This is a genomic window from Glutamicibacter sp. NPDC087583 (assembly GCF_044743685.1).
GTDB lineage: Bacteria > Actinomycetota > Actinomycetes > Actinomycetales > Micrococcaceae > Glutamicibacter.
On the sequence record NZ_JBIUWY010000006.1, the window covers coordinates 71,931 to 94,288 of the forward strand.

22 protein-coding genes are annotated in these 22,358 nt (G+C 60.5%); 18 read left to right on the plus strand and 4 right to left on the minus strand.

The genetic code is table 11. From position 1 onward, the window contains the following. Window positions 1-46: 46 nt before the first annotated feature. Both ACIOU9_RS14525 and ACIOU9_RS14530 read right to left on the minus strand, forming a co-directional pair. Window positions 47-1,243: a 4-hydroxybenzoate 3-monooxygenase gene (locus ACIOU9_RS14525; protein ID WP_402697335.1), complete on the minus strand. Its 1,197-nt coding sequence runs from the start codon at window positions 1,241-1,243 to the stop codon at window positions 47-49. A gap of 159 nt (window positions 1,244-1,402) precedes the next feature. After that, entirely contained in the window at window positions 1,403-1,876 is a 474-nt protein-coding gene (locus ACIOU9_RS14530; RefSeq protein ID WP_133834388.1) for a MarR family winged helix-turn-helix transcriptional regulator, read from the minus strand. A gap of 134 nt (window positions 1,877-2,010) precedes the next feature. Here ACIOU9_RS14530 and ACIOU9_RS14535 point away from each other — a divergent pair, with 134 nt between their 5' ends. The 10 genes from ACIOU9_RS14535 to ACIOU9_RS14580 all read left to right on the plus strand — a co-directional run bounded on the left by ACIOU9_RS14535 (window position 2,011) and on the right by ACIOU9_RS14580 (window position 11,850). Further along, entirely contained in the window at window positions 2,011-2,940 is a 930-nt protein-coding gene (locus ACIOU9_RS14535) for an SDR family NAD(P)-dependent oxidoreductase (RefSeq protein WP_133834389.1), read from the plus strand. An 18-nt stretch (window positions 2,941-2,958) separates the two neighbouring features. Beyond that, on the plus strand, window positions 2,959-3,849 hold the full coding sequence (locus ACIOU9_RS14540; protein ID WP_332498993.1) for an amidohydrolase family protein: 891 nt from the start codon (window positions 2,959-2,961) through the stop codon (window positions 3,847-3,849). Further along, window positions 3,846-5,036 (plus strand): acyl-CoA dehydrogenase family protein, encoded by a 1,191-nt coding sequence (locus ACIOU9_RS14545; RefSeq protein WP_133834391.1) that lies wholly within the window; start codon window positions 3,846-3,848, stop codon window positions 5,034-5,036. Before ACIOU9_RS14540 ends, ACIOU9_RS14545 begins: the two co-directional genes overlap by 4 nt. A gap of 53 nt (window positions 5,037-5,089) precedes the next feature. Continuing rightward, window positions 5,090-5,545 (plus strand): MaoC family dehydratase, encoded by a 456-nt coding sequence (locus ACIOU9_RS14550; RefSeq protein ID WP_105662444.1) that lies wholly within the window; start codon window positions 5,090-5,092, stop codon window positions 5,543-5,545. Window positions 5,546-5,607: 62 nt separating this feature from the next. Next, window positions 5,608-7,125 (plus strand): long-chain fatty acid--CoA ligase, encoded by a 1,518-nt coding sequence (locus ACIOU9_RS14555; RefSeq protein ID WP_133834392.1) that lies wholly within the window; start codon window positions 5,608-5,610, stop codon window positions 7,123-7,125. Between the two features lie 200 nt (window positions 7,126-7,325). Continuing rightward, the gene (locus tag ACIOU9_RS14560) at window positions 7,326-8,324 is read left to right on the plus strand and encodes an ABC transporter substrate-binding protein (protein WP_105662446.1); all 999 of its coding nucleotides are present in this window, start codon (window positions 7,326-7,328) and stop codon (window positions 8,322-8,324) included. A gap of 83 nt (window positions 8,325-8,407) precedes the next feature. Next, window positions 8,408-9,388, plus strand: a complete 981-nt coding sequence (locus tag ACIOU9_RS14565; protein WP_133834393.1) for an ABC transporter substrate-binding protein — start codon at window positions 8,408-8,410, stop codon at window positions 9,386-9,388. Continuing rightward, window positions 9,385-10,221, plus strand: a complete 837-nt coding sequence (locus ACIOU9_RS14570; RefSeq protein ID WP_133834394.1) for an ABC transporter permease — start codon at window positions 9,385-9,387, stop codon at window positions 10,219-10,221. The genes ACIOU9_RS14565 and ACIOU9_RS14570 overlap by 4 nt, the downstream gene beginning before the upstream one ends. A 47-nt stretch (window positions 10,222-10,268) precedes the next feature. Next, a complete protein-coding gene (locus ACIOU9_RS14575; protein WP_402697430.1) occupies window positions 10,269-10,991 on the plus strand; it encodes an ABC transporter permease in 723 nt (240 codons plus the stop codon). Continuing rightward, a complete protein-coding gene (locus ACIOU9_RS14580; RefSeq protein ID WP_102598621.1) occupies window positions 10,981-11,850 on the plus strand; it encodes an ABC transporter ATP-binding protein in 870 nt (289 codons plus the stop codon). Before ACIOU9_RS14575 ends, ACIOU9_RS14580 begins: the two co-directional genes overlap by 11 nt. A 56-nt stretch (window positions 11,851-11,906) precedes the next feature. Here the strand turns inward: ACIOU9_RS14580 and ACIOU9_RS14585 are convergent, their stop codons facing one another. Next, a complete protein-coding gene (locus tag ACIOU9_RS14585) occupies window positions 11,907-12,488 on the minus strand; it encodes a PadR family transcriptional regulator (protein WP_102598620.1) in 582 nt (193 codons plus the stop codon). A gap of 169 nt (window positions 12,489-12,657) precedes the next feature. Between ACIOU9_RS14585 and ACIOU9_RS14590 the strand changes: the two genes are divergently transcribed. From ACIOU9_RS14590 to ACIOU9_RS14600, 3 genes are all read left to right on the plus strand, one after another. Further along, complete coding sequence (locus ACIOU9_RS14590; protein WP_402697341.1) at window positions 12,658-13,752, plus strand: Rieske 2Fe-2S domain-containing protein; 1,095 nt, start codon at window positions 12,658-12,660, stop codon at window positions 13,750-13,752. Between the two features lie 40 nt (window positions 13,753-13,792). Then, window positions 13,793-14,806 carry a PDR/VanB family oxidoreductase gene (locus ACIOU9_RS14595; RefSeq protein WP_133834395.1) on the plus strand — a complete coding sequence of 338 codons (1,014 nt, stop codon included), beginning with the start codon at window positions 13,793-13,795 and terminating at the stop codon, window positions 14,804-14,806. Window positions 14,807-14,926: 120 nt separating this feature from the next. Beyond that, window positions 14,927-16,252, plus strand: a complete 1,326-nt coding sequence (locus ACIOU9_RS14600; RefSeq protein ID WP_286172255.1) for an MFS transporter — start codon at window positions 14,927-14,929, stop codon at window positions 16,250-16,252. Between the two features lie 830 nt (window positions 16,253-17,082). Here ACIOU9_RS14600 and ACIOU9_RS14605 read toward each other — a convergent pair. Then, window positions 17,083-17,832 (minus strand): IclR family transcriptional regulator, encoded by a 750-nt coding sequence (locus ACIOU9_RS14605; RefSeq protein WP_133834397.1) that lies wholly within the window; start codon window positions 17,830-17,832, stop codon window positions 17,083-17,085. 362 nt (window positions 17,833-18,194) lie between these two features. Between ACIOU9_RS14605 and ACIOU9_RS14610 the strand changes: the two genes are divergently transcribed. The 5 genes from ACIOU9_RS14610 (at window position 18,195) to ACIOU9_RS14630 (ending at window position 22,347) form a co-directional block, all read left to right on the plus strand. Continuing rightward, window positions 18,195-18,749 (plus strand): DUF6318 family protein, encoded by a 555-nt coding sequence (locus ACIOU9_RS14610; RefSeq protein WP_402697344.1) that lies wholly within the window; start codon window positions 18,195-18,197, stop codon window positions 18,747-18,749. Between the two features lie 176 nt (window positions 18,750-18,925). Continuing rightward, on the plus strand, window positions 18,926-20,137 hold the full coding sequence (locus ACIOU9_RS14615; RefSeq protein WP_133834399.1) for a thiolase family protein: 1,212 nt from the start codon (window positions 18,926-18,928) through the stop codon (window positions 20,135-20,137). Between the two features lie 19 nt (window positions 20,138-20,156). Continuing rightward, on the plus strand, window positions 20,157-20,828 hold the full coding sequence (locus ACIOU9_RS14620; RefSeq protein ID WP_133834400.1) for a 3-oxoacid CoA-transferase subunit A: 672 nt from the start codon (window positions 20,157-20,159) through the stop codon (window positions 20,826-20,828). Next, the gene (locus tag ACIOU9_RS14625) at window positions 20,828-21,484 is read left to right on the plus strand and encodes a 3-oxoacid CoA-transferase subunit B (protein ID WP_402697346.1); all 657 of its coding nucleotides are present in this window, start codon (window positions 20,828-20,830) and stop codon (window positions 21,482-21,484) included. The genes ACIOU9_RS14620 and ACIOU9_RS14625 overlap by 1 nt, the downstream gene beginning before the upstream one ends. A gap of 80 nt (window positions 21,485-21,564) precedes the next feature. After that, window positions 21,565-22,347 (plus strand): IclR family transcriptional regulator C-terminal domain-containing protein, encoded by a 783-nt coding sequence (locus ACIOU9_RS14630; protein ID WP_402697348.1) that lies wholly within the window; start codon window positions 21,565-21,567, stop codon window positions 22,345-22,347. Window positions 22,348-22,358: the final 11 nt, after the last annotated feature.

Here is a 22,358-nt window from a genome sequence, read left to right on the forward strand (position 1 = left end):
GGGGGCGTACGGGCGTGGTGGAGGAAATGCTTGGGAAGGGCGAAGGCTAAGCGTGGGGCCAGCCGGTGTAGGACTCGGCCAGGTACTGCTGGCCGAAGCGCGAGGAGGTGACCGTTTCCAGTTCGCCCAGGGCGCGCTTGGCCATGAAAGGGTCCCCGCCTACCGGGGTGTGCAGCATGGAGGTCATCCAGTAGGAGAAGTTCTGCGCCTTCCACACGCGCTTCAGCGCCAGGTCCGAATAGCCGTCCAGCAGCTGCTCGCTGCCGGTGGAGAAATAGGAGTCCAGGGCCTCGAAGAGCACCTTCACATCGGCGAATGCCAGGTTCAGGCCCTTGGCTCCGGTGGGCGGGACGGTGTGCCCGGCATCGCCGATCAGGAACATCCGCCCGTGGGAGAGGGGTTCGCGCACGAAGGAGCGGAAGCCCAGCACGGTCTTGTCGAAGATCTCGCCGGTTTTCAGCTGGAAATTATCCGGCCCGTCCACGCGTTTTTGCAGCTCGGCCCAGATGCGGTCATCGCTCCAGGCATTCACGTCTTCGTTCGGGTCGCATTGGAAGTACATGCGCTGCACCGTTTCGCTGCGCTGGGAGATCAGCGCGAAGCCGTGCGGGGAGTTCGCGTAGACCAGTTCCGGCGCGGACTTCGGCGCCTCGGTGAGGATGCCGAACCAGGCGAAGGGGTAGGCAACCTTGAAATCCTTGCGCAGCGTTTCGGGCATTTGGCGGCGGGCGAAGGAGCGCGAGCCGTCGGCGCCGACGATCACATCGGCGTGCACCTCGAAGAGGTTGCCCTGCTCATCGGTGAAGCGGAACTTCGGGGTGGAGGTCTCCATGTCCAGGATCTCGGTGACTTCGCAGGAGTACCGCACGTCGCCCTGGTCGCGCTGGCGCGCCGCGGCCAGGTCAACGAAGACCTCGTTCTGCGCGTACAGGGTGACGGTGGCGTCGACCAGGTCGCGGAAGTCCAGCGGGTGGGATTCGCCGTTGAAGCGCAGGTCGATGCCGGCGTGCTCGTCGCCGTGGGTGAGGACCCGTCCATCCACGCCGGACTCGGTGAGCATCTTGACCGCTTGGGCTTCGAGGATGCCCGCGCGGTGGGTGTTGCGGATGGCCTCGTTGTCGCGCATTTCCACGACGATGTTCTCGATGCCGGTTTTGGCCAGCAGATGCGAAAGCATGAGCCCTGCTGGACCGCCGCCGATGATGCCGACCTTGGTCTTGAGAATGCGCGGATTCTGAGCCATGGGACCTGCCTCGCTAGCGTCTGGACCAGAAGCCGCGCTGCCGGCTGCGTTGCCGGACCGATGCATCTGGTCTAAGGAAGTAATAAGAACTTCCCTCATGATGCGGGGCATGTGATCGGGCAGACAGCCGGGTTCTCAATGAATGAGAAAAATGGGGTGCTACTCCGCGTCAGCCAGCGCTACCCGGGATAGCAGATCGCGCAGCTGCAGCCGCTCCTGCGGGGTTAGCGCTTCCAAGGTCTCGTCCTCGTTTTGCCTGGTGATCTTGCGCGCCTGCGCGTAGAGCTTCCGGCCGGCCGCGGTGGCTACTATCACCTTGGAGCGGCGGTCGCTGGGATCTGGAATTCGGGAGACTAGTCCACTGGTTTCCAACCCGTCCACTAGTGGCACGATCTGGCTTGGATCGAGCGCGAGAAATTCAGCGAGATCGCGTTGGGTGGGGGTGATGTCGCTGCACGCCAAGGAAAGTACCGAGTAGGAACGCACCTTGAGGCCGAGTGGCTTCAGCGCATGGTTGGCCCGGGTCGAACCCAGGGAGCGCATGCGCGCCACTAGGAAGTTCAGCTCCTGAACGAGGTCGCATTTCATGAACAGTTCTTTCTTCGCTGATTTGGCCGTGATTTTGCTAGTCATCTCATTGTCCCCACTTTTCATGAAAAAATAAACCATTGACTTTCTCAAGGATTAAAGTTCTTATGTATGTAGTCAAGGTTCCCACTTTTCTTCCAAGTGGAGCAATTGAAACACCTCACCGAATTGGAGTTCTCATGTCCCTAGCAGGAAAAGTTGCCATCGTGACCGGAAGCGGACGCGGACTGGGCCTGAGCTATGCGCAAGAACTGGCGCGTCAGGGAGCCTCGGTGATTGTCAATGATGTCGATCCTGCGGCCGTGGATGCTGCGGTTGCTTCCATTACCGAAGCCGGTGGCACGGCGGCGGGAGTTGCGGCGGCGGTAGGTACGACCGAGGCCGCGAAGGCGCTGGTTGCCGGCGCTGTCGAGAACTTCGGTCGCCTGGATATTCTGGTCACCAATGCGGGTGTGCTGCGTGACAAGTCCCTGCTGAAGATGACCGACGAAGATTTTGATCTGGTGATCAACGTCCACTTGCGCGGCACTTTCACCTGCGTGCGTGAGGCCTACGGGTATTTCAAGGAAAACAATGTCTCCGGACGCATCATCGCAATTGGTTCGCCGACCGGCCAGCGCGGCAACTTCGGCCAGAGCAATTACGCGGCGGCAAAGGCCGGCATTGTCGGCATGGTGCGCACCTGGGCCCTGGAAATGAAACGAGCCGGGGTTACTGCCAACGCAGTGATCCCGGTGGCAGCCACCGAAATGACCAAAACCGTTCCATTCTTTGCAGCTGCCGTGGAAGCCGACGAGCGCGGCGAAGCGATGCCGGACTTCTTCCGCAAGGATCTGGGCTTTGGCACCGCAGATGATGTGGCCGGCCTGATCGCCTACCTGGCCTCGGACGCGGCTGCAGAGATCAACGGCCAGGCCATTGGAGTCGGCGGGGACCGCCTGCAGGTCTGGAGCCACCCTGAAGCTGTGGTCACCGAGCTGCACGACGGCGGATGGGACTATGAAACGCTGGCCAATGAATTCCCTGCGCGCTTCGGATCCCACCAGCAGTCCGTTGGGGAGAAGTTCCCGGAACTTCCGGAAGAACTGCGCCCGGAACCAGCCAAGTAGGGAACTGGGGGAATCATTATGACTTTGCGTTATGAACTGGGCATCGATTTCGCTTCGCTTGAAGCCATCGACATGCATGTGCACCTTGAAGTCGACGAATGCGGCCACAAGGCAATGCCGGAGGATCTTTTCGAAGCGTCGGCAGCGTATTTCAAATCATCGGAGCGTACACCCTCCATTGATCGCATTGCGCAGCTTTATCGCGAGTCGAACATGGCTGCCGTGGTGTTCACCGTTGATGCACGCACCGCGCTCGGGCATGATCCGAACTCCATTGAGGACTTGGTCCAGGGCTGCGCCCGAAATAATGACGTGCTTATTCCCTTTGGCTCGGTCGATCCCCGCCGAGGAGCCGAAGCCATCGGCGATGCGCAGTACCAGGCTGAACAGCTCGGAGTGTGCGGCTTCAAATTCCACCCCTCGCTCCAGGGATTCGATCCCAGCGATGAAGCGTTCTACCCGCTATGGGAAAAGCTCCAGGAGCTAGGCCTCCCATGCATTTTCCACACAGGGCAGAACGGCATGGGAGCAGGGCTGCCTGGCGGTCGGGGCATTAAGCTGCGTTACTCCAATCCGCTGCTGCTCGACGATGTGGCCGCGGACTTCCCGAACCTGGTCATCATCATGGCTCACCCCTCGGTTCCATGGCAGGATGAAGCGAACTCCATTGCCACGCACAAGGCCAATGTCTACATCGATTTATCCGGTTGGAGCCCCAAGTATTTCCCCAGCTCCTTGGTGAAGATGGGCAATAACGTGCTGTCGCGCAAGCTGTTGTTCGGCACGGACTTTCCCTTGATTACCCCGGAGAAGTGGCTGGGGGCCTTTGCAGAATTGGAGTTGAAGGACTCGGTGAAACCGGGAATCCTGAAGGGCAATGCACTGCGCGTGTTGGGGATAGAAGAATGATCCAACCGGCAGCAACTAGTGATTTCTATGGATTCAAGGACCTGCTCACCGACGCTGAGCGTGCGGCCCTGGACCGTTTGCGTTCCCTTTTGGCAGAACATGTGGGTCCGATAGTCGATGACTATTGGGAACGCGGAGAATTCCCGGAACAGATCGTGGCACCGCTGATCGATGCTGATCTGATGAACCCGGCCGAAGTGCTTGCCACGGGCCAGAAGCCTTCCGCGCTTTACTCGGGCTTCCGCAATTTCGAGCTGGGACGCATGGATGCCTCCGTAGCGACTTACTACAACGCGCAGTCCGGCCTATTCCGGACCACCGTCAACCTGGGTGGAAGTGCGGAGCAGGTAGCCGTGCTTGAGCCGCGGATCACATCTTTTGCCTGCAAGGGAGTGTTCGCCCTGACCGAGCCAGAACACGGTTCGGATATTGCCGGAGGGCTAGCCACCTCGGCCAAGCAGGAGCAACGCGATGGTGTGGCTGGCTGGGTGATCAATGGGCAGAAGCGCTGGATCGGGGGCGCGAGCCAAGCGGACGTGCTGGCAGTATTTGCCCGCGACGCAGCCGATTCGCAGATCAAATGCTTCTTGGTTCCAACGGACGCGCCGGGCATGGAAATCAGGAAAATTCCGGGAAAGACCAGCCTGCGCATTATGCAGAACGCCGACATCGAGCTGGGGAATGTCTGGGTGCCAGCCAGCGGGCGACTGGCCAAGATCAACTCCTTTGCCGACGTAGCGGCCTGCCTGCGCAACATGCGCTCAGACGTCGCCTGGATTGCCACAGGCGTTTGCTTCGGCGCGTACGAATCGGCTCGCGACTACGTTGCCAGCCGTAGCCAATTCGGCAAGCCGCTGGGTTCATTCCAGCTGATCCAGGAAAAGCTGGCGCATATGCTCTCCAACGCCACCGCGAGCCTGGCTTTGGTGGTGCGGCTGACCCAGCAGCAGGAAGCGGGCATCTACCGCGATGAAAACTCGGCCATGGCCAAAATGTTCACCGCACGCATGCTACGGGAAACGGCAGCCCTCGCCCGAGAGGTCTGCGGCGGCAATGGCATCTTGCTGGAGAACAACGTAGCGCGCCACCATGCCGACGCCGAAGCGATCTACTCGTATGAAGGCACACACGAGATCAATTCACTGATTATCGGACGCGCGATTACCGGCGTCAGCGCATTCCGCTAAAGCGGCATTCGCGAACTCGAGCAACCAAAGAACCCATCTAGAGGAGAAATATCATGGCACCAACCGTTTTGGATTACGCAGACCTCGCCAGCGCCCAGGGCAAGGACCTGGGCTACAGCGAATACCGCGTGGTCACACAGGAACAAATCAACACCTTCGCTGACGCCACTGATGATCACCAGTGGATCCACACCGATCCGCAGAAGGCCAAGGAGGGCCCTTTCGGTGGCCCGATTGCCCACGGCTACCTTACCTTGAGCCTGCAGATTGCGTTCTGGACCGAGCTTTTCGATGTCACCGGCGTGAAGACCAAGGTGAACTACGGCCTGGAAAAAGTTCGATTCCCTTCGCCCGTACCGGTGGGTTCCAAGATCCGCATGAAGGCGGTTATCGCCGAGGTGGAAGAGGTCAAGGGCGGATACCAGATTGCAGTGGACCAGGTCATCGAAGTCGAAGGCGGCACGAAGCCGGCCGTGGTCTCCCGGGGCCTCTACCGCTTCTACGCCTAGGTAAAGAGCCAGCTGAGCTAGAGCCGCAACGGCAACGTACGACCTAATGAAAAGAGTGGCAGATGTTGAATAAGGGGTTTGGCAACTGGATTCACCGGCGTCGGATGAAATCCGCGCAGCAGGTTGCGGTGATTCATGCGGGAGTCGGCTTGAGCTACGCGCAGCTGGCAGAACGCATCGACAAGCTCAGCAGTGCCTTGGCGGCCAGCGGAGTCGCCCGCGGTAGCCGTGTAGCGTTCCTTGGCGCCAACCATGCTGCGTACCTGGAAACCATGTTCGCCGTTACCCAGCTTGGGGCGTTGTTCGTTCCGCTCAATGTGCGTCTGGCGCCGCGGGAACTGAACTTTGCGCTGCGCGATTCAGGCAGCGAGGTGCTGATCTATGTCGAGAACTTCGCCAGCGAAGCGCATGCATCCATCGAAGGCAGCCCGGTCAGTACCGCCTGGGAAGTCGCTTCGGTTCCGTGCGCGGACTCATCCTATGAACGGGCCCTTCAGGCAGGGCGCAGCGGTCACGACGATATCGCCGTCGAGTTAGAGGATCCAGCCATCATCCTCTATACGTCGGGCACTACCGGAACGCCGAAGGGCGCGGTGCTCACGCATGCCAACATGACGTGGAATTCCTACAATGTCATCGTTGACTACGATGTCACCAGCAGATCTGTTGTTTTGCTCATTGCACCGCTCTTCCATGTAGCGGCGCTGGGCATGGGCGCCTTGCCGATGCTGCTCAAGGGAGGAACAGTGGTCCTCCAGGAGCGTTTTGATCCCGCTGCCGTGCTGGATGCGGTGGAGCGCTACCAGGTCACCCAGCTCTCGGGCGTCCCAACGACCTTCCAATTGCTAGCCGAGCATGAAAAATGGGAGGAAACGGATTTGTCTTCATTGGAGATGCTCACCTGCGGAGGCTCCGCTGTGCCGCTACGTGTCCTTGAAGCCTATGAAGCGCGTGGGCTCGGATTCAGTGGCGGCTATGGCTTGACCGAAACTGCGCCCGGCGCCACCATGCTCCAGGCAATGTACTCCCGACCGAAAATGGGTTCGGCCGGCCTGCCCCATTTCTTCACCGACATTCGCATCGCGGACTCGCTGGGCAATGAGGTGCCAGCCGGCGAGGTTGGCGAGATCCTGATCAGCGGCCCCAACGTGATCAAGGAGTATTGGGGCCGTCCCGAGGCTACCTCAGGGGCGTTCCATGAATCTGGCTGGTTCCGTTCCGGGGATATCGGCCACGTGGATGAAGAAGGCTTCCTGTTCATCTCGGACAGGCTTAAGGACATGATCATTTCCGGCGGGGAGAACATCTATCCTGCCGAAGTCGAGCAAGCCATTATGGGACTACCTGAAATTGAATCGGTGGCAGTGATTGGCGTCCCTGACGAGAAGTGGGGCGAAGTCCCGCGTGCAGTCATTGTGCTGAAGTCCGGTAGATCTCTGGGCGAAGAGGATGTTGTGGCGTATCTCGACGGACGCTTGGCGCGCTACAAGATACCGCGCACCTCGGTCTTCCTGGATGAGTTGCCGCGCACCGCAAGCGGCAAGATACGCAAAGCCGACTTGCGCAAGCAGTTCAGCTGAGCGCTCCACGGCTTCGTGGCGGATTCCGTGGCCTCACGTTCGCATAAGTGCAAGATACCGCCCATACGCAGAGAATAAATCATCATAAAATCAACCATTGACATTCTCAATAGTTGGCTTAGTCTTGAATTGTGGTTCAAATCACACACTTTCTTCGACCCGCCACTCGGGGTTGCGGCAATGGCTTTCTAGGGGGAAATATGAAAAAGCGCTGGTCTACACTGCTTGCAGGCGCAGCGGTCCTGTCACTCGGCCTGGTGGGCTGTGGCGGAGGTTCGCTGTCCGGCTCGACAGAATCAGAGGGAAGCACATCCGCCGCCGCCGAGGATGGCTCGCTCACCAAAATCACCGTAGGCATTCTGCCAATCGCACCGTCGGTTGCAGTGCAGCAGGGTATCGACGCCGGGACCTTTGAAAAGCATGGCCTGGATGTAGAACTGAGCACTTCCAACGCCGGTGCCGCGATGCTCCCAGCGGTATCCACCGGAGAATTGGCCATTGCCGTGGGCAATCCGCTATCGGTGATGACCGCTGCGGACAAAGGCCTGGACATGAAGATCGTCACCGGCTATTCCGCTTCCAAGGCTGATGGGGAGGATGTCAATGGAGTAGTTGTGCGCAAGGACTCGGGCATCGGCGGCTGGGAAGATCTGGCTGGAAAAACCACATCGGTCAACGCGTTGCGTACCCAGGGCGACCTGACGATTATGGAATCCGCAGAAATGGCTGGAGCCAATCCGAAAGACCTGAAGTTCAGCGAAATGCCTTTCCCGGACATGGAGGCGCAGCTGGATCGCGGCAACGTTGACGCCGTCTGGCTTCCAGAGCCGTTCCTCTCGCGTGCTTTGGGCGATAAGGACAACGAACTGCTTGGCTATCCAAACCAAGAAGCAATTCCGGGGCTGCCAACCATGGTGACGTTCACCAGCGGCCAGTTCGCTGAAGAGAATCCGGAAGTCATTTCCAAGTGGAAGGCAGCTATGGCGGAAGTACTGCCGGCCTCCGATAGTGATCCGGATGCCGCCAGGGCCATGTTGCCAGACTTCATCAATATGGATGCCAAGGTAGCCGAAGGCTTGCTCATGGAAACCTGGGAAGCGGAAACCCCAATTGAGGAACTGGCAAAGCTCGGAGATCTGGCCGCCAAGTTCGAATTCCTGGAGAAGGCCCCAGACATGAACAACCTCATCGCCAAGTAATTCCACAACTTCACGCTATTGCTGCTGCGGTTCCAGATTCCGGACGCCGCAGCAGCAATGACACTCAATTGGGGGTAGTTGCCATGAAACACTCGCTCAAGCTCGCACTCGCTTCGCTATCAGTCCTCGCGCTTGCTGCCTGCAGCTCCGGTTCGCCTAGCGGCGGCTCGGCCGGGGAAGATGCTGCAGGATCAGATGGCTCGCTGGAAAAAATCACCGTCGGGGTAATCCCCATCGTCGATACCGCACCAATCTGGCTGGGAGAATCCAAGGGCTTCTTCGCCGAAGAAGGCCTGGACTTGGAAATCGAAACCGCAACTGGCGGTTCGGCTATCGTCCCGGGCATCCAATCCGGGAGCTATGACTTCGCCTTCTCCAATCTGATCTCGGTAATGGTCGCCAACGACAAGGGACTGGACATGAAGTTCGTCGCCAATGGCATCTCCACCACAGGTGATGTGAAATCCGACGTCGGGTCCGTGCTGGTCAAAAATGATTCCAAGATTTCTTCGCCCAAGGACTTGGCCGGCAAGAAGGTCTCGGTCAATAACCTGTCGAACATCGGCGATACCACCATCAAGTCAATTGTCGAAGAAGACGGGGGAGACCCGGCAAGCATCGAGTTCGTCGAGGTTCCTTTCCCCGATGCTCCTGCTGCACTGGAAAACGGCATCGTCGATGCCGCCTGGATCCTGGAGCCGTTCCAGAGTTCGGCCTTGGACGCCGGAGCGAAAATGCTCTCTGCGAACTTCGCCGAATTCGATCCGGAGCTGGATGTTGCCGGCTACTTCACTTCTGCGCAGTACGCCCAGGAAAATCCCGAGGTGACCGAGAAGTTCACCAAGGCGATGGACAAGTCGCTTCAGTATGCGCAGGAGAACCCTGACGAGGTCCGCGAAGTTGTCGGAACCTACACCAAGATCAGCGAGGAGGTCCGCGCCGATATGGTGCTGCCGCGCTTCCGCCCTGACTTCAACCGCGAGGCCGTGCAAGAACTCGGCGATGCGGCACTGAGCTATGGCACCCTGTCCAAGCCAGTCGACCTGGAGAAGCTCCTGCCATGAGTGCCATCACTAGCACAGCGCCGGCTGAGGCGCGCCAAGCCAAGCGCAGGAAATCGGGCTCGAAATTCCCCAATGGCTTTTGGGGATTGATTGGCATCGTGACCTTCCTGGGGATCTGGGAACTGGTCCCGGCTCTTGGAATTGTCGAGGCGGCTTACCTGCCGCCCGCCTCCGAAGTGCTGATGACGCTGTTCGCTGATCTTGCCTTGACCGCCTTCTGGGTCGCGGTGGGGGAAACCATGCTGGCATGGTTCATCGGCCTGGCCGCAGCGGTGCTGCTGGCGCTGGTACTGGGCTTGGTAATCGGCATGTCGAGCTTCCTGCGTCGTGCGACCAACTCCACCATCGAGTTCCTGCGTCCAATTCCGTCGGTGGCATTGATCCCGCTCGCGGTGCTTTTGTTCGGCACGAAAATCGAATCCTCGCTGATGCTGATCATCTATGCCTGCTTCTGGCAGGTGCTGATCCAGGTGCTCTATGGAGTTGCAGACGTGGATAATGTGGCGATGCAGACCGCGAGATCCTATGGATTCTCCCGGATCCAGCGCATCCGCGACGTCATCTTCCCGACCATGCTCCCTTACCTGATGACTGGCATCCGGCTGGGCGCTGCCGTGGCACTGATCCTGGCGATTACTGCGGAACTGATCATCGGCGCACCGGGTCTGGGCAAGGAAATCCAGCTGGCGCAGTCAGGCGGCGCAATCGCCGGAATGTACGCGCTGATTGTTGCCACCGGCCTGCTGGGCGTGGCAATCAACCTGTGCATGCGCATCATCGAAAAGCGCGTGCTTTCCTGGCACGCCTCAGTCCGGGGAGAGAACGCCGCATGAAACTCCTGAAGTCGATTTCCTTCATTCTGGCATTGCCGGTTCTGCTCATCCTCTGGTGGGTCGCGGCAACCCTTGGTGGAGCGAGCTTCTTCGTTCCTACCCCGGCAGACTTGGGCAAGACCTTCATCGAGACCTGGGTTGGCGAACGCATGTTCACCGACGTCCTGCCAAGCGTCCAGCGCCTGGTTCTCGGCGTGCTCGGGGCCATTGTGCTCGGTGTGCTGCTCGGGTTGCTCGTCGGCATGAACCGCACCGCCCGGGCGATTACCGAACCGGTGTTCGAGTTCTTCCGTGCTTTGCCGCCGCCGGTGCTGATTCCGGTGCTGATGCTCTTGGTTGGCATTAACGACGGCATGAAGATCGCGGTGATCATCTCCGGCGCGATTTGGCCGGTGCTGCTGAACACCATTGAGGGCGTTCGCGCCATCGATCCGGTGCAGAACGAAACCAGCCGCTCCTATGGCATCAGCGGTTTAGCCCGGATTCGCTACCAGGTGCTGCCAAGCGCCACCCCGACCATCATGGCTGGCATCCGCCAGTGCTTGTCGATCGGGCTGATCCTTATGGTCATCTCCGAGATGTTCGCATCCTCCTCCGGGCTGGGCTTCGCGATCGTCCAGTTCCAGCGTTCCTTCGCCGTACCGGAAATGTGGTCCGGCATCGTGGTGCTGGGCCTGATCGGGGTCATCATGTCATTTATATTCCAGTGGATCGAACGCCGCGTCCTGCGCTGGTACAACGGTCTGAAAGAGGTTGAAAATGCTGTCTAGCCAGAATGGAACCGCCGGCGGGCGCACCCTGCCAGAAGGCGAAGCGCTGCTCTCGGTCCGGGGGCTGAAGAAGGTCTACCACACCGACGGCGGCGATATCGAAGCGGTCCGGGACCTCACCTTTGACCTGGGGCATGGCGAGCTGGTGTGCCTGGTCGGTCCTTCCGGTTCGGGCAAGACCACATTGCTCAAGTGCATTGCCGGCTTGCTGGGCGCCACCAGCGGCGAGGTGCTGCTGGACGGGCAGAAAGTCACCGGACCGCCGAAGAAAATGGCCGTGGTCTTCCAAGAATACGGCCGGTCGCTGTTCCCGTGGCTGCGCGTGGCGGACAATGTCGAACTGCCGCTGAAGAACGCCGGCGTCCCGAAGGCCGAACGCAAGAAATTGGTGGACGATGCGCTGGAAGCCGTGGGGCTGAGCCATGTGCCCAAGTCCTACCCGTGGCAGCTCTCCGGCGGCATGCAGCAGCGCGTGGCGATCGCCCGCGCGGTGGCCTACCAGCCAGAGGTATTGCTGATGGATGAGCCATTCGCGGCCGTTGATGCGCAGACCCGCGCAGACCTCGAGGACCTGATCCGCAATGTCTGGAAGAAGCTGGGGGTCACCGTGCTGTTCGTAACCCACGACATCGACGAGTCGATCTACCTGGGCCAGCGCGTGATCATCTTGTCTTCTTCGCCAACCGTGGTGCAGGAGGATATCCTGATCGATCTGCCGGCGGAGCGCGACCAGCTGGAAACCCGGTCGCTGCCGCGATTCACCGAGCTTCGCCACCATGTCTACGCGGAAATCCAGAAGGCCAAGCAAGGGCATCGCCCCGAAGAGGCCAAGACGAAGTTCTTGACGAATCCCAAGTAGCGCTCTGAGCCGCCGATCCGTGCCGGGTCGGCGGCTTTATTGCGCCGGCCGGCAGCCTAGGGGTTCAGCAGGTCGATGAGTTCCAGCCCGCGCGTAGCCCACTGGATTTCAGCTTCTGCCCGGGCGATCAGGCCTTCATAGGTGAATCGTTTGTAGGCAACAGTGGCTTCCCACTCCTCGCGCGGCGTGTTCTTCAAGCGCTTGGTGAGCATGGAGTTGCTGCCTTGCTCCAATTCCGCGATGCGTTCTTGCCATTGGTTGAGCAATGACCGGTGATGAGCGATATGCCCGCGCATCTGCTCGCGCGCGGCCTCGGGTTCCGCCCATTCCAGGTAGGCAGCCTTGAGATGCGCGGGATCGCGGGTGCGTGCGTACTCCAGGGGCGTGTTCATCCAATCCTTGAATTGGGTGACGCCATCCCGGGTGATGGTGTATTGCCGTTTCTTTCCGCGTGGACCCCAAGGCACATCCTGCCCTGCAATGAGACCTTCGGATTCCATGCGTTTCAGCTCGGGGTAGATCTGCGAATCCGGGGCGTGCCAGACGTGCCCGACCGACGATTCGAAGACTTTGTACAGGTCATAGCCGGTCATTGGTTCAACTGTCAGCAGTGAAAGCAGCGCGTTGCGAAGACTCAAAACCGCCCCTTTCCAGAAATGTGTTGCGTATCACTATCTATATAGCTAGTCTAATGGCATGCGAACTATCTATGTGCATAGATAGTTTCTCATATTCCGCCTTTGGGCAAACCACATATTGGATCCGCCATCGCCGAGCACTGCCGGGTCCGCAATCGAGAGGACCGTCATGACCGAGGTTGCCGCCAAGAGCACCACCACCGCCAAGATCATGGACCATCCGCTGAATGCCTGGTACGTAGCCGCCTGGGATCACGAGGTCACCCGCAAGCCGATGTCGCGCACCATTGCCAAGCGCCCGGTTGCCCTGTATCGCACCGAAGATGGCAAGGCCGTTGCACTGGCTGACTCCTGCTGGCACCGCTTGGCTCCGCTATCCATGGGCAAGACCGTGGGAAAGGACGGGTTGCAGTGCCCATACCACGGCATCGTCTACAACTCCGCTGGCCGGTGCGTCTCGATGCCGGCCCAGGAAACCATCAATCCTTCGGCTACTGTTCCTTCCTTCCCTATTGTTGAGCGCTACCGCTATGTCTGGATCTGGATGGGCGACCCCACCTTGGCCGACCCGGAGCTGGTCCCGGACATGCACCAGATGTCTTCCGAACAATGGGCAGGCGACGGCATGACCATTGCCGCCGATTGCAACTACCAGCTGATCCTGGACAACCTGATGGACCTGACCCATGAGGAATTCGTGCATTCCTCCTCGATCGGCCAAGATGAGCTGAGCGACTCGGAATTCATCACCACTCATGTAGGCAACAAGGTCACCGTCACACGCTGGATGCACAATATCGACGCACCGCCATTCTGGCTGAAGAACATGCGCGACAAGTTCCCGGGTTTCGAAGGCAAGGTGGACCGCTGGCAGATCATCCACTTCGAAGCGCCGGCAACGATTACCATTGACGTCGGCGTAGCCAAGGCTGGAACCGGCGCGCCTGAAGGCGACCGCAGCCAAGGAGTCAATGGATTCGTCATGAACACGATCACCCCGGAAACTGATCGTTCCTCGCATTACTTCTGGGCGTTCATGCGCAACTACTGCCTGGACAGCCAGCTGATCACCACCCAGTTGCGTGATGGGGTGCATGGGGTCTTCGGCGAAGACGAGGCGATGCTCAAGGCCCAGCAGAAAGCCATTGATGCCAACCCGGACTACGAGTTCTACAACCTGAACATCGATGCCGGCGGCATGTGGGTTCGCCGCATTCTTGACGGCATGCTCGCCGCCGAAGCCAACCAGTCCGTCCGCGTCTAGCCGGCTCCCGCGCTCAAACTGAAAGGTTGGTGCCAACGCAATGGCAGCGACAAATATTGAAGTCTGGCAGGAAGCAGAAGTCACCGGCATCGCAGACGTGGCCGATGGGATCAAGCGCATCGAGCTTGCCCCGCAGCTGCCAAAGCGAGCCGAGCCTGGCTCGCACATAGATTTGAAGGTGCAAATCAACGCAGAGGATGCCAAGCGCTCCTACTCTGTGGTCGAGTCGAGCGCTGACGGAACAACACTGGTGATCAGCGTGCTCAAGGCTCCGCTCTCCCGTGGAGGATCGACCTATATGCACGAGCTGGCAGTGGGAGACCGTTTGCAGATCACCCAGCCATTGCAGAACTTCCCGCTGCGCGTGGGTGCCAAGCACTACATCCTCTTGGCTGGCGGTGTCGGCATTACCGCCATGGCGAATATGGCTTCAGTGCTCAAGCGTTTGAATGCCGACTACACACTGGTGTTTGCCGGCCGCAAGCGTTCGGCCATGGCCTACTTGGCACAGCTGGAGGCGGAACACGGTTCTCGGCTGGAAGTGCACGTGGACGATGAAGGCACGTCCCTGTCGGTCAACGAGCTGCTGGAACGTGCCGGCGAGGAAACCGAACTGTACATGTGCGGGCCGATCCGGCTGATGGATGCAGTTCGACGTAGCTGGGCAGAACTCGAGCTGGATCCATCGGCGCTGCGCTATGAAACCTTTGGCAACTCGGGCTGGTACGACCCGGAGGAATTCATTGTCCGGGTTCCCAAGCTGAACCTGGAAGTGACCGTTCCCCAAGGGCGCTCCATGCTCGAAGCCTTGGAGGACGCCGGTGCGGACATGATGTCCGACTGCCGCAAGGGCGAATGCGGTTTGTGCGAGGTGCGCATTACCGAAATCACCGGACGGATTGACCACCGCGACGTGTTCTACTCCGAACGGCAGAAACGCCAGTCGAGCAAGATGAACTGCTGCGTTTCGCGAGCCATTACCTCGCAGACCGGTGCCAAGGCCGATGCCGCCCGCACCGGCGGACCCGCCGTGGTCACCATCGAACCGAACTAGCAAATTTCCCATCTTGGCACCCTCGCCGGCGGACCGAAACGGTTTCGCGGGCGGCTTGGTGCACCCTAAAACTGGAGATAGTTCCCCATGGACATCAAACAGAGAATTGAAAATTCACCGATGTCGGCCTTTCAATGGCTCGTCGTCGCAGTCTGCACCTTCTTGAACGCCCTCGACGGTTTTGATGTGTTGGCCATGGCCTTTACCTCAAATCAGGTTTCCGAAGAATTCTCGTTGAACGGCGCCCAGCTGGGCGTACTGCTCAGCTCAGGCCTCTTTGGCATGGCTGCCGGCTCATTGTTGCTGGCTCCATTCGCCGACCTGTTCGGACGCCGTCCGATGCTCTTGGGAACCACCGCGCTGGCATCGCTGGGCATGTTCCTCTCAGCCACCGCGGATTCCATGGCGAGCCTTGCCATCTGGCGTATCGTCACCGGCCTGGGAGTCGGCGGCATTCTGGCGTGCACCAACGTGATCACCAGCGAATACTCCAATGGACGCTGGCGGGGCATGGCGGTCAGCATCTACACCGCCGGCTACGGAGTCGGCGCCACCTTGGGCGGCATGGCGGCGGTCTCGCTGCAGGCCCATTACGGTTGGCGCTCGGTCTTCATTTTCGGAGGAGTGCTGACGATGGTCGCCTTCCTGGCTTTGCTGGCCGTCGTCCCCGAATCCGTTGACTTCCTGCTGACCCGGCGTACTGCGCGAACCGCCGAGAAGCTGAGCAAGCTGGCACGCAAAATGCACCTGGGTGCCGAGAACGTGGCCCTGCCAGAACAGGGCAGCTCCGCATCTGGCCGAAGCCGCCACGCAGTCCTTGCGCTCTTCTCGCCGGACACACGCCGGGTGACCGCGGTGATCTGGGTGGCCTTCTTCGCGGTGATGTTCGGCTTCTACTTCGTGAACAGCTGGACCCCGAAGCTGCTGGTAACCGCGGGCATGACCGAAAGCCAAGGTGTGGTCGGCGGCCTGATGCTGACCCTCGGTGGCACCTTCGGTTCCCTGCTCTTCGGCGCTTTGACCACCAAGTGGGCCGTTCGCAAGGTGCTCATTGCGTTCACTGTACTTTCCTCAGTGCTCATGGTGGTGTTCATCTCGGCGGCAGGCATCCTTGCACTGGCCTTCGTCCTGGGTGTTCTGGTTGGCATGCTCATTAACGGTTGCGTAGCCGGCCTCTACACGTTGACGCCGTCCTCCTATGCACCGCAGTCACGTGGAACCGGCGTTGGCTGGGCTATTGGCATCGGCCGTTTCGGCGCGATCCTGGCTCCACTGGCTGCCGGCAGCCTGCTTGACGCCTCGTGGACCGCCGCCCAGTTGTACCTGGGCGTAGGCATTGTGGTGCTGTGCGCGGCAGTTGCGTTAATGATGCTGCGCGGCGGCGCGTCGCCTCACGCCCCGGAGAAGGAAACTTCGGATTCGGCAAGCACGAATTCCGCCAGCTAGGACATTTCTCAGCGGAGGGGCGGCGCCAACGGGCTTCGCTCCTTCAGCGTTTTAATGGCGCGTTTAGTCGGGGAGCGGTCAGTCTTTGATTCGCAGTGGCCACCTCGGATCTGGGCGGGTACTGGCCAAGGAATGGCGCTGCAGGCAGTGACTTGGGAGGTCCTGGTTCCAGAAGGCAAACGAATTAGAAGGACCACGATGGACCCCATCCAATCATGGCCGGCACGTGGATGGTGTGCGGCGTCCGGGTTCAAGCGAAATTCTCGGTCGCACGTGGACAACACTGGCGGGCTTGCCATCGGGACGAAGCCGGCTTGGCGCTTCATCATGAACAGATCCGCTCTTGGACTCTGGGGACGAGCCGCGCCTCAGGAAGAGCTCGGGGATGAAACCTGCCTGTTTGGGCAAGGCAGTGTCCGGTTGCTTGGCGGCAAGAGCGGCCGGCCAGGTCTGCCTGGCGGTGATGATGCACGAAATGCGCCTGGGCTGAGTGCTTTTCGGATAGTGCACCCGCGGATGAGTCGGGAACTGAAGTAGTCCGTGCCGTTGGATGGTGGAAACCAGAATGGCCCTGGCTACGACATTTTCATCCCGGAAGATCTCAACACGTTACTTGATCTGGAGCTACCTCGTTATCTCGCTCGAAACCGACATCGGAGAGCAACCAACCACTTGTTTTCCGCCCGTTGTCGGAAGAAACGCAGACCAATTCATTGGTGGCATCAACTCCACAAGGAGTTCGGAGAAGCGCGATGGTCTCGGAAGCTATTGACTGCTTGCATTGCCAGTGGATGTAGCGCGTGTATCGAACAGCGGGATCCTGATTGCGCCTAGCGGTTGTCGCCCAAATGCATTGCACGGGAAATGCCCCGGGCTGCGGTGCGTAGCGCCAGAGCTGCGGACTGCAGTGTTCCAGAGTCGCGGGGAACAACCACCGAGATAACCGCAACCTGATAGCCCGCCTCGTCGAGGATCGGGGCGGCGGCACCGGTGGTTTCCGGGTCGATGAATCCGTCGAACGAGGCGAATCCGTTGCGTCGGATTTCCGCCATTTCTGCGCGGAGTTCAGGATGGGTGGCGGTCATCAGTTCGTGGTGGCGTTCCAGGAACCCGTGAATGGTTTCCGGCCGTGAAAAGGCCAAAAGTGCCATGCCCATCGAGGTTCGGTGCACAGGCATGCGTCCGGCGACATTCGCCTGATTGACAACGGAGCCCGGCCGCGAGAGACGCTCGATGATCAGCACCTCGTCCTGGTGCAGTACCGAGAGCTGGGTATTTTGCCCCAGCAGCTGGTTGATGTCCTCCATGAACGGCAATGCCGCGGTGCGAAGGTCCTGGGTGGCAGCGCTTCGATTGGCTAATTCCCAAAGGCGCAAACCCAGCCGCACCTGGCCAGACCCGTCTCGCGCCAGCAAGTCATGGGATACCAATTCATCGAGCAACCTGTACATGGTTGCTTTGGGGATGTCGGCACGCCGGGCCAGGCTGCTGACGCTGAGCGACTGATTGTTGAGATCAAAAGAATTCAGGATCCGAACCAAGCGGTCCAGCATAGAGTCCCCACTGGGCGAATTGGCCATGGAACTATTTTAGGGCAGTGGCTGCTTCGCTTCTCCTGCATCCAGGTGAGCGGCTCTGCGCTTTAGTGCAAGCAGGGTTCGCTATCGCGTCGAATTTCCCTTGTTCATCCAGAGTTAACATGGAATTTTTCCAGCGATTCACATTGAAAAGCGTAGCCAAAACATTATTTGAATAGTGGTCGTATTATCGAAATGCTTGATGTAATGTCGTTTTCGAACGCGGAAAAAACTCCAAGAAGGCGGCGGCAATGGTTCGGAATCATCAAGTAAAGCTTGCAGCTTTGATAGGTGCATTGACGCTGGCAGCCAGCGGTTGCGTCAGTGCATCCCAGGGAGGGGCCGGTGATCCTTCTGCTGGCACCGTGTCGCCCACGCCGAGCTCCCCGGAGCAAAATGCCGAAGTTCCGCAGCGCCCGGCGGTCCTCAGCGAGAAAACCGAGGAAGGGCTGCAAGGTGCCATGGAGTACTGGGTACAGCTGCTGAATTATGCGGTGGCGAGCGGTGACACCGCCGCACTCAAGGGCTTCTCGGCAGCGGACTGCACCTTGTGCCAGGAGCTAATCGCCCAGACCGACCAGGCCTATGCCAATGGCGGAAGCATTGGCGAAGGCGAATTCAGGGTTATTGAAACCATGAGCACCCTGGACAAGTATCAAGCATCGCCGGGCGAGCCCAAGGTTGTGTTTGCCAGCTTTGGAATAGAGCGAGCCGCTGGCCAAGTCCTCGGTGCAGATGGAAAGGCGACCAGCGAAATTGAGCCGGTTTCCTGCATGGATTTTGAAGAAAATTGGGATGAGATCGCTTATGACGAGGATGGAAACTTCATTGGATCCATTTGCTCGCTAGCTGTGCAGGATCCAGAGTTCGACGAGTCTTCCGGATGGCAGCCGCTAAATGTCGCGATTAACGCGCAATAGCAATATGTGACTTGGAAAGTGCCCTGGCTGCTTCGGCAGCCGGGGCCTTTTGTGTGCAGGGAACCGGGCGGACCGCAACAGAAATCTATTGAAGGTACGGATATCAACTGCTAAAGTTCATTCTACGAACACAAGTTCACGATGTGAACATACCGCAGCGATGGAGCAGTGACACGATGCAGCAGGCCTACCTATACGACGCAATCCGCACACCCTTCGGCAAGATCGGCGGCGCACTGTCCAGCCACCGCCCCGACGACCTGGCCGCCCACGTCGTGCGCGAGCTGGTAGCCCGCGCACCGCAGCTGGATACCGCAGACATCGACGAGTCGATCTTCGGCAACGCCAACGGCGCCGGCGAGGAAAACCGCAACGTGGCCCGCATGGCCACCCTGCTCGCCGGGCTGCCCACCTCGCTGCCGGGCACCACGATGAACCGCCTGTGCGGCTCCTCGCTGGATGCCTCGATCGCGGCCTCCCGCCAGATCGCCACCGGCGACGCGGACCTGGTCCTGGTTGGCGGCGTCGAATCGATGAGCCGCGCCCCCTGGGTGCTTCCCAAGACCGAGCGCCCCTTCCCGATGAGCAACCTGGAACTGGCCAACACCACCCTGGGCTGGCGTCTGGTCAACCCGGCCATGCCGGGGGAATGGACGGTATCGCTGGGCGAGGCCACCGAGCAGCTGCGCGAGAAGCACGGCATCTCCCGCGAAGACCAGGATGAATTCTCCGCGGCATCGCACCAGCAGGCCGCGGCCGCCTGGGAGGCTGGCAAGTACGAGAACCTGGTGGTCCCGGTTCCGCCGGCGAACAAGCGCGGCACCGAAGTCACCCGCGATGAGACCATCCGTGCTGATTCCACCGCAGAAACTCTCGCCAAGCTGCGCACCGTGTTCCGCACCGGGGAGAATGCCACGGTGACCGCTGGCAACGCCTCGCCGATGAGCGACGGCGCCTCGGCGGCCTTCATCGGTTCCGAGCGCGGCGGCGAATTGCTGGGCGCCGATCCGATCGCCCGCATCGTCTCCAACGGCGCTGCCGCGCTGGATCCGCAGTTCTTCGGCTTCGCCCCGGTGGAAGCCGCCAACAAGGCTCTGGCCAAGGCCGGCCTGAAGTGGTCGGATATCGCCGCGGTCGAGCTGAACGAGGCATTCGCGGCCCAGTCCCTGGCCTGCATCCGGGCCTGGGATATCGACCCGGCTATCGTCAATGCCTGGGGCGGGGCCATCTCCATCGGCCACCCGCTGGGAGCCTCGGGCCTGCGCATCCTGGGCACTGTCGCCCGCCGCCTGGCAGAATCCGGCGAGCGCTACGGGCTCGCCGCGATCTGCATCGGCGTCGGCCAGGGCCTGGCTGTCGTCGTCGAAAACGTGAACGCAACCAAGTAGCTTATAGAAAGGCAGCATCATGGCACCACGCATTGCCACCTCGGCCGCGGACGCCGTCGCCGAGATCACCGACGGCGCCACCGTCCTGATCGGCGGCTTCGGCAACGCCGGCCAGCCGATGGAACTGATCGACGCGCTCCTGGACTGCGGCGCGAAGGACCTGACGGTCGTGAACAACAACGCCGGGCAGGCCGACGCGGGCCTGGCCCTGCTGATCAAGGAACGCCGGGTGAAGAAGATCATCTGCTCCTTCCCTCGCCAGTCCGATTCCTGGCACTTCGATGAGGCCTACCGCGCCGGGGAAATCGAGCTGGAGCTGGTCCCGCAGGGCAACCTGGCCGAGCGCATCCGCGCCGCCGGCGCAGGCATCGGCGGGTTCTTCACCCCCACCGGCTACGGCACGCTGCTGGCCGAGGGCAAGGAGACCCGCGTGATCGATGGCAAGGGCTACGTCCTGGAAACCCCGATCTACGCCGACTTCGCGCTGATCAAGGCGCTGAAGGCCGACACGCTGGGCAACGTGGTCTACCGCAAGACCGCGCGGAACTTCGGCCCGATCATGGCCACCGCGGCCAAGTCGGCCATCGTGCAGGTGGACGAGGTTGTCCATGCCGGTTCCATCGATCCGGAAAACGTCATCACCCCGGGCATCTTCGTGGATACCGTGGTGGAACTGGGAGGGGAAAAGTAATGAGCGCAATGACCACCACCGAAGCAAAGCTCACCCGCGATGAAATGGCGCAGCTCGTTGCCGCGGACATCCCGGCCGGGGCATTCGTGAACCTGGGAATCGGCCAGCCGACCAACGTCTCGAACTACCTCACCAAGGAACAGGGCGTCACCCTGCACACCGAGAACGGCATGCTGGGCATGGGCCCGGTCGCCACCGGCGAGGACATCGATCCGGATCTGATCAATGCAGGCAAGATCCCGGTCACGCAGCTGCCCGGCGCCTCCTTCTTCCACCATGCGGATTCCTTCGCGATGATGCGCGGTGGGCACCTGGACGTGTGCGTGCTCGGTGCCTTCCAGATCTCCAAGGATGGCGACCTGGCCAACTGGCACACCGGTGCCGAAGGCGCCATCCCCGCCGTGGGCGGGGCCATGGACCTGGCCATTGGCGCCAAGGCGACCTGGGTGATGATGAGCTTGTTCACCAAGGCCGGGGAATCCAAGCTGGTTGAAACGCTGAGCTATCCGGTCACCGGGCTGGACTGCGTCTCGCGGATCTACACCGAAGTAGCCGTCTTCGAGCTGCGTGATGCCAAGGTCTTCGTGCGCTCCACCCATGGCATCAGCTTCGAGGAGCTGGCCGCCAAGGTCCCGGTGGAACTCACCCAGGCCTAGAAGACCCAGTAGATTAGTGGGGTGCGCATCCGAGTCCCGGAAGCGCACCCCGCAATCATTTCCAGCGCGCAAGGAGCACGGTGAGCGAGCAGGCAGCAACAACCACATCGGTCCAGTCCCTGGCCCGCGGCTTGGCAGTGATCAGCAGCTTCGATGCCGATCACGCGTCAATGACCCTCTCCGAGGTCGCCGCACGCACTGCCCTGTCCCGGGCCACCGCCCGGCGGTTCCTGCTGACCCTGGTGGAGCTGGGCTATGTGCGCACCGACGGCAAGCATTTCGAGCTGACCAGCAAGGTCCTGCAGCTGGGGTACTCGTACCTGTCCAGCGCCACCTTGCCGCAGCTGATCGAACCGGTGCTTGAGGAACTCTCGGCTGCTGTGCATGAATCGGCCTCCGCTTCCATCCTGGACGGATCGCAGATCGTCTACATCGCCCGGGTGCATACCCGTTCGATCATGCGCGTGGGCATTTCGGTGGGCACCCGCTTCCCGGCGGCCAATACCTCCATGGGCCGGGTGCTTTTGGCCTACCAGCCTGAAGAAATCAGCGAGGCGGTGATCGCCGCCGGCGTGCATTCAATGACCGGGCTGGGGATCGATGGCCCGGATCAGCTACGCGTTGAACTTCAACGGATCCGTACCCAGGGCTATGCCGTGGTGGACCAGGAATTGGAGATCGGCCTGCGCTCGGTGGCGGTGCCGGTATTCAGTGCCGATGGCACCGTGGTCGCCGCGATGAACGTGTCGATGAGCGTGCGTCCGAATACCAGCGACAGCGCGCAGGAGGCAGCCCAAGCGGTGCTGCCGCGGCTTTTCGAGGCCGCGCAGCAGGTGCGCGAGGCGCTGGCCTCTAGCCGCTAGCACACGCAGGG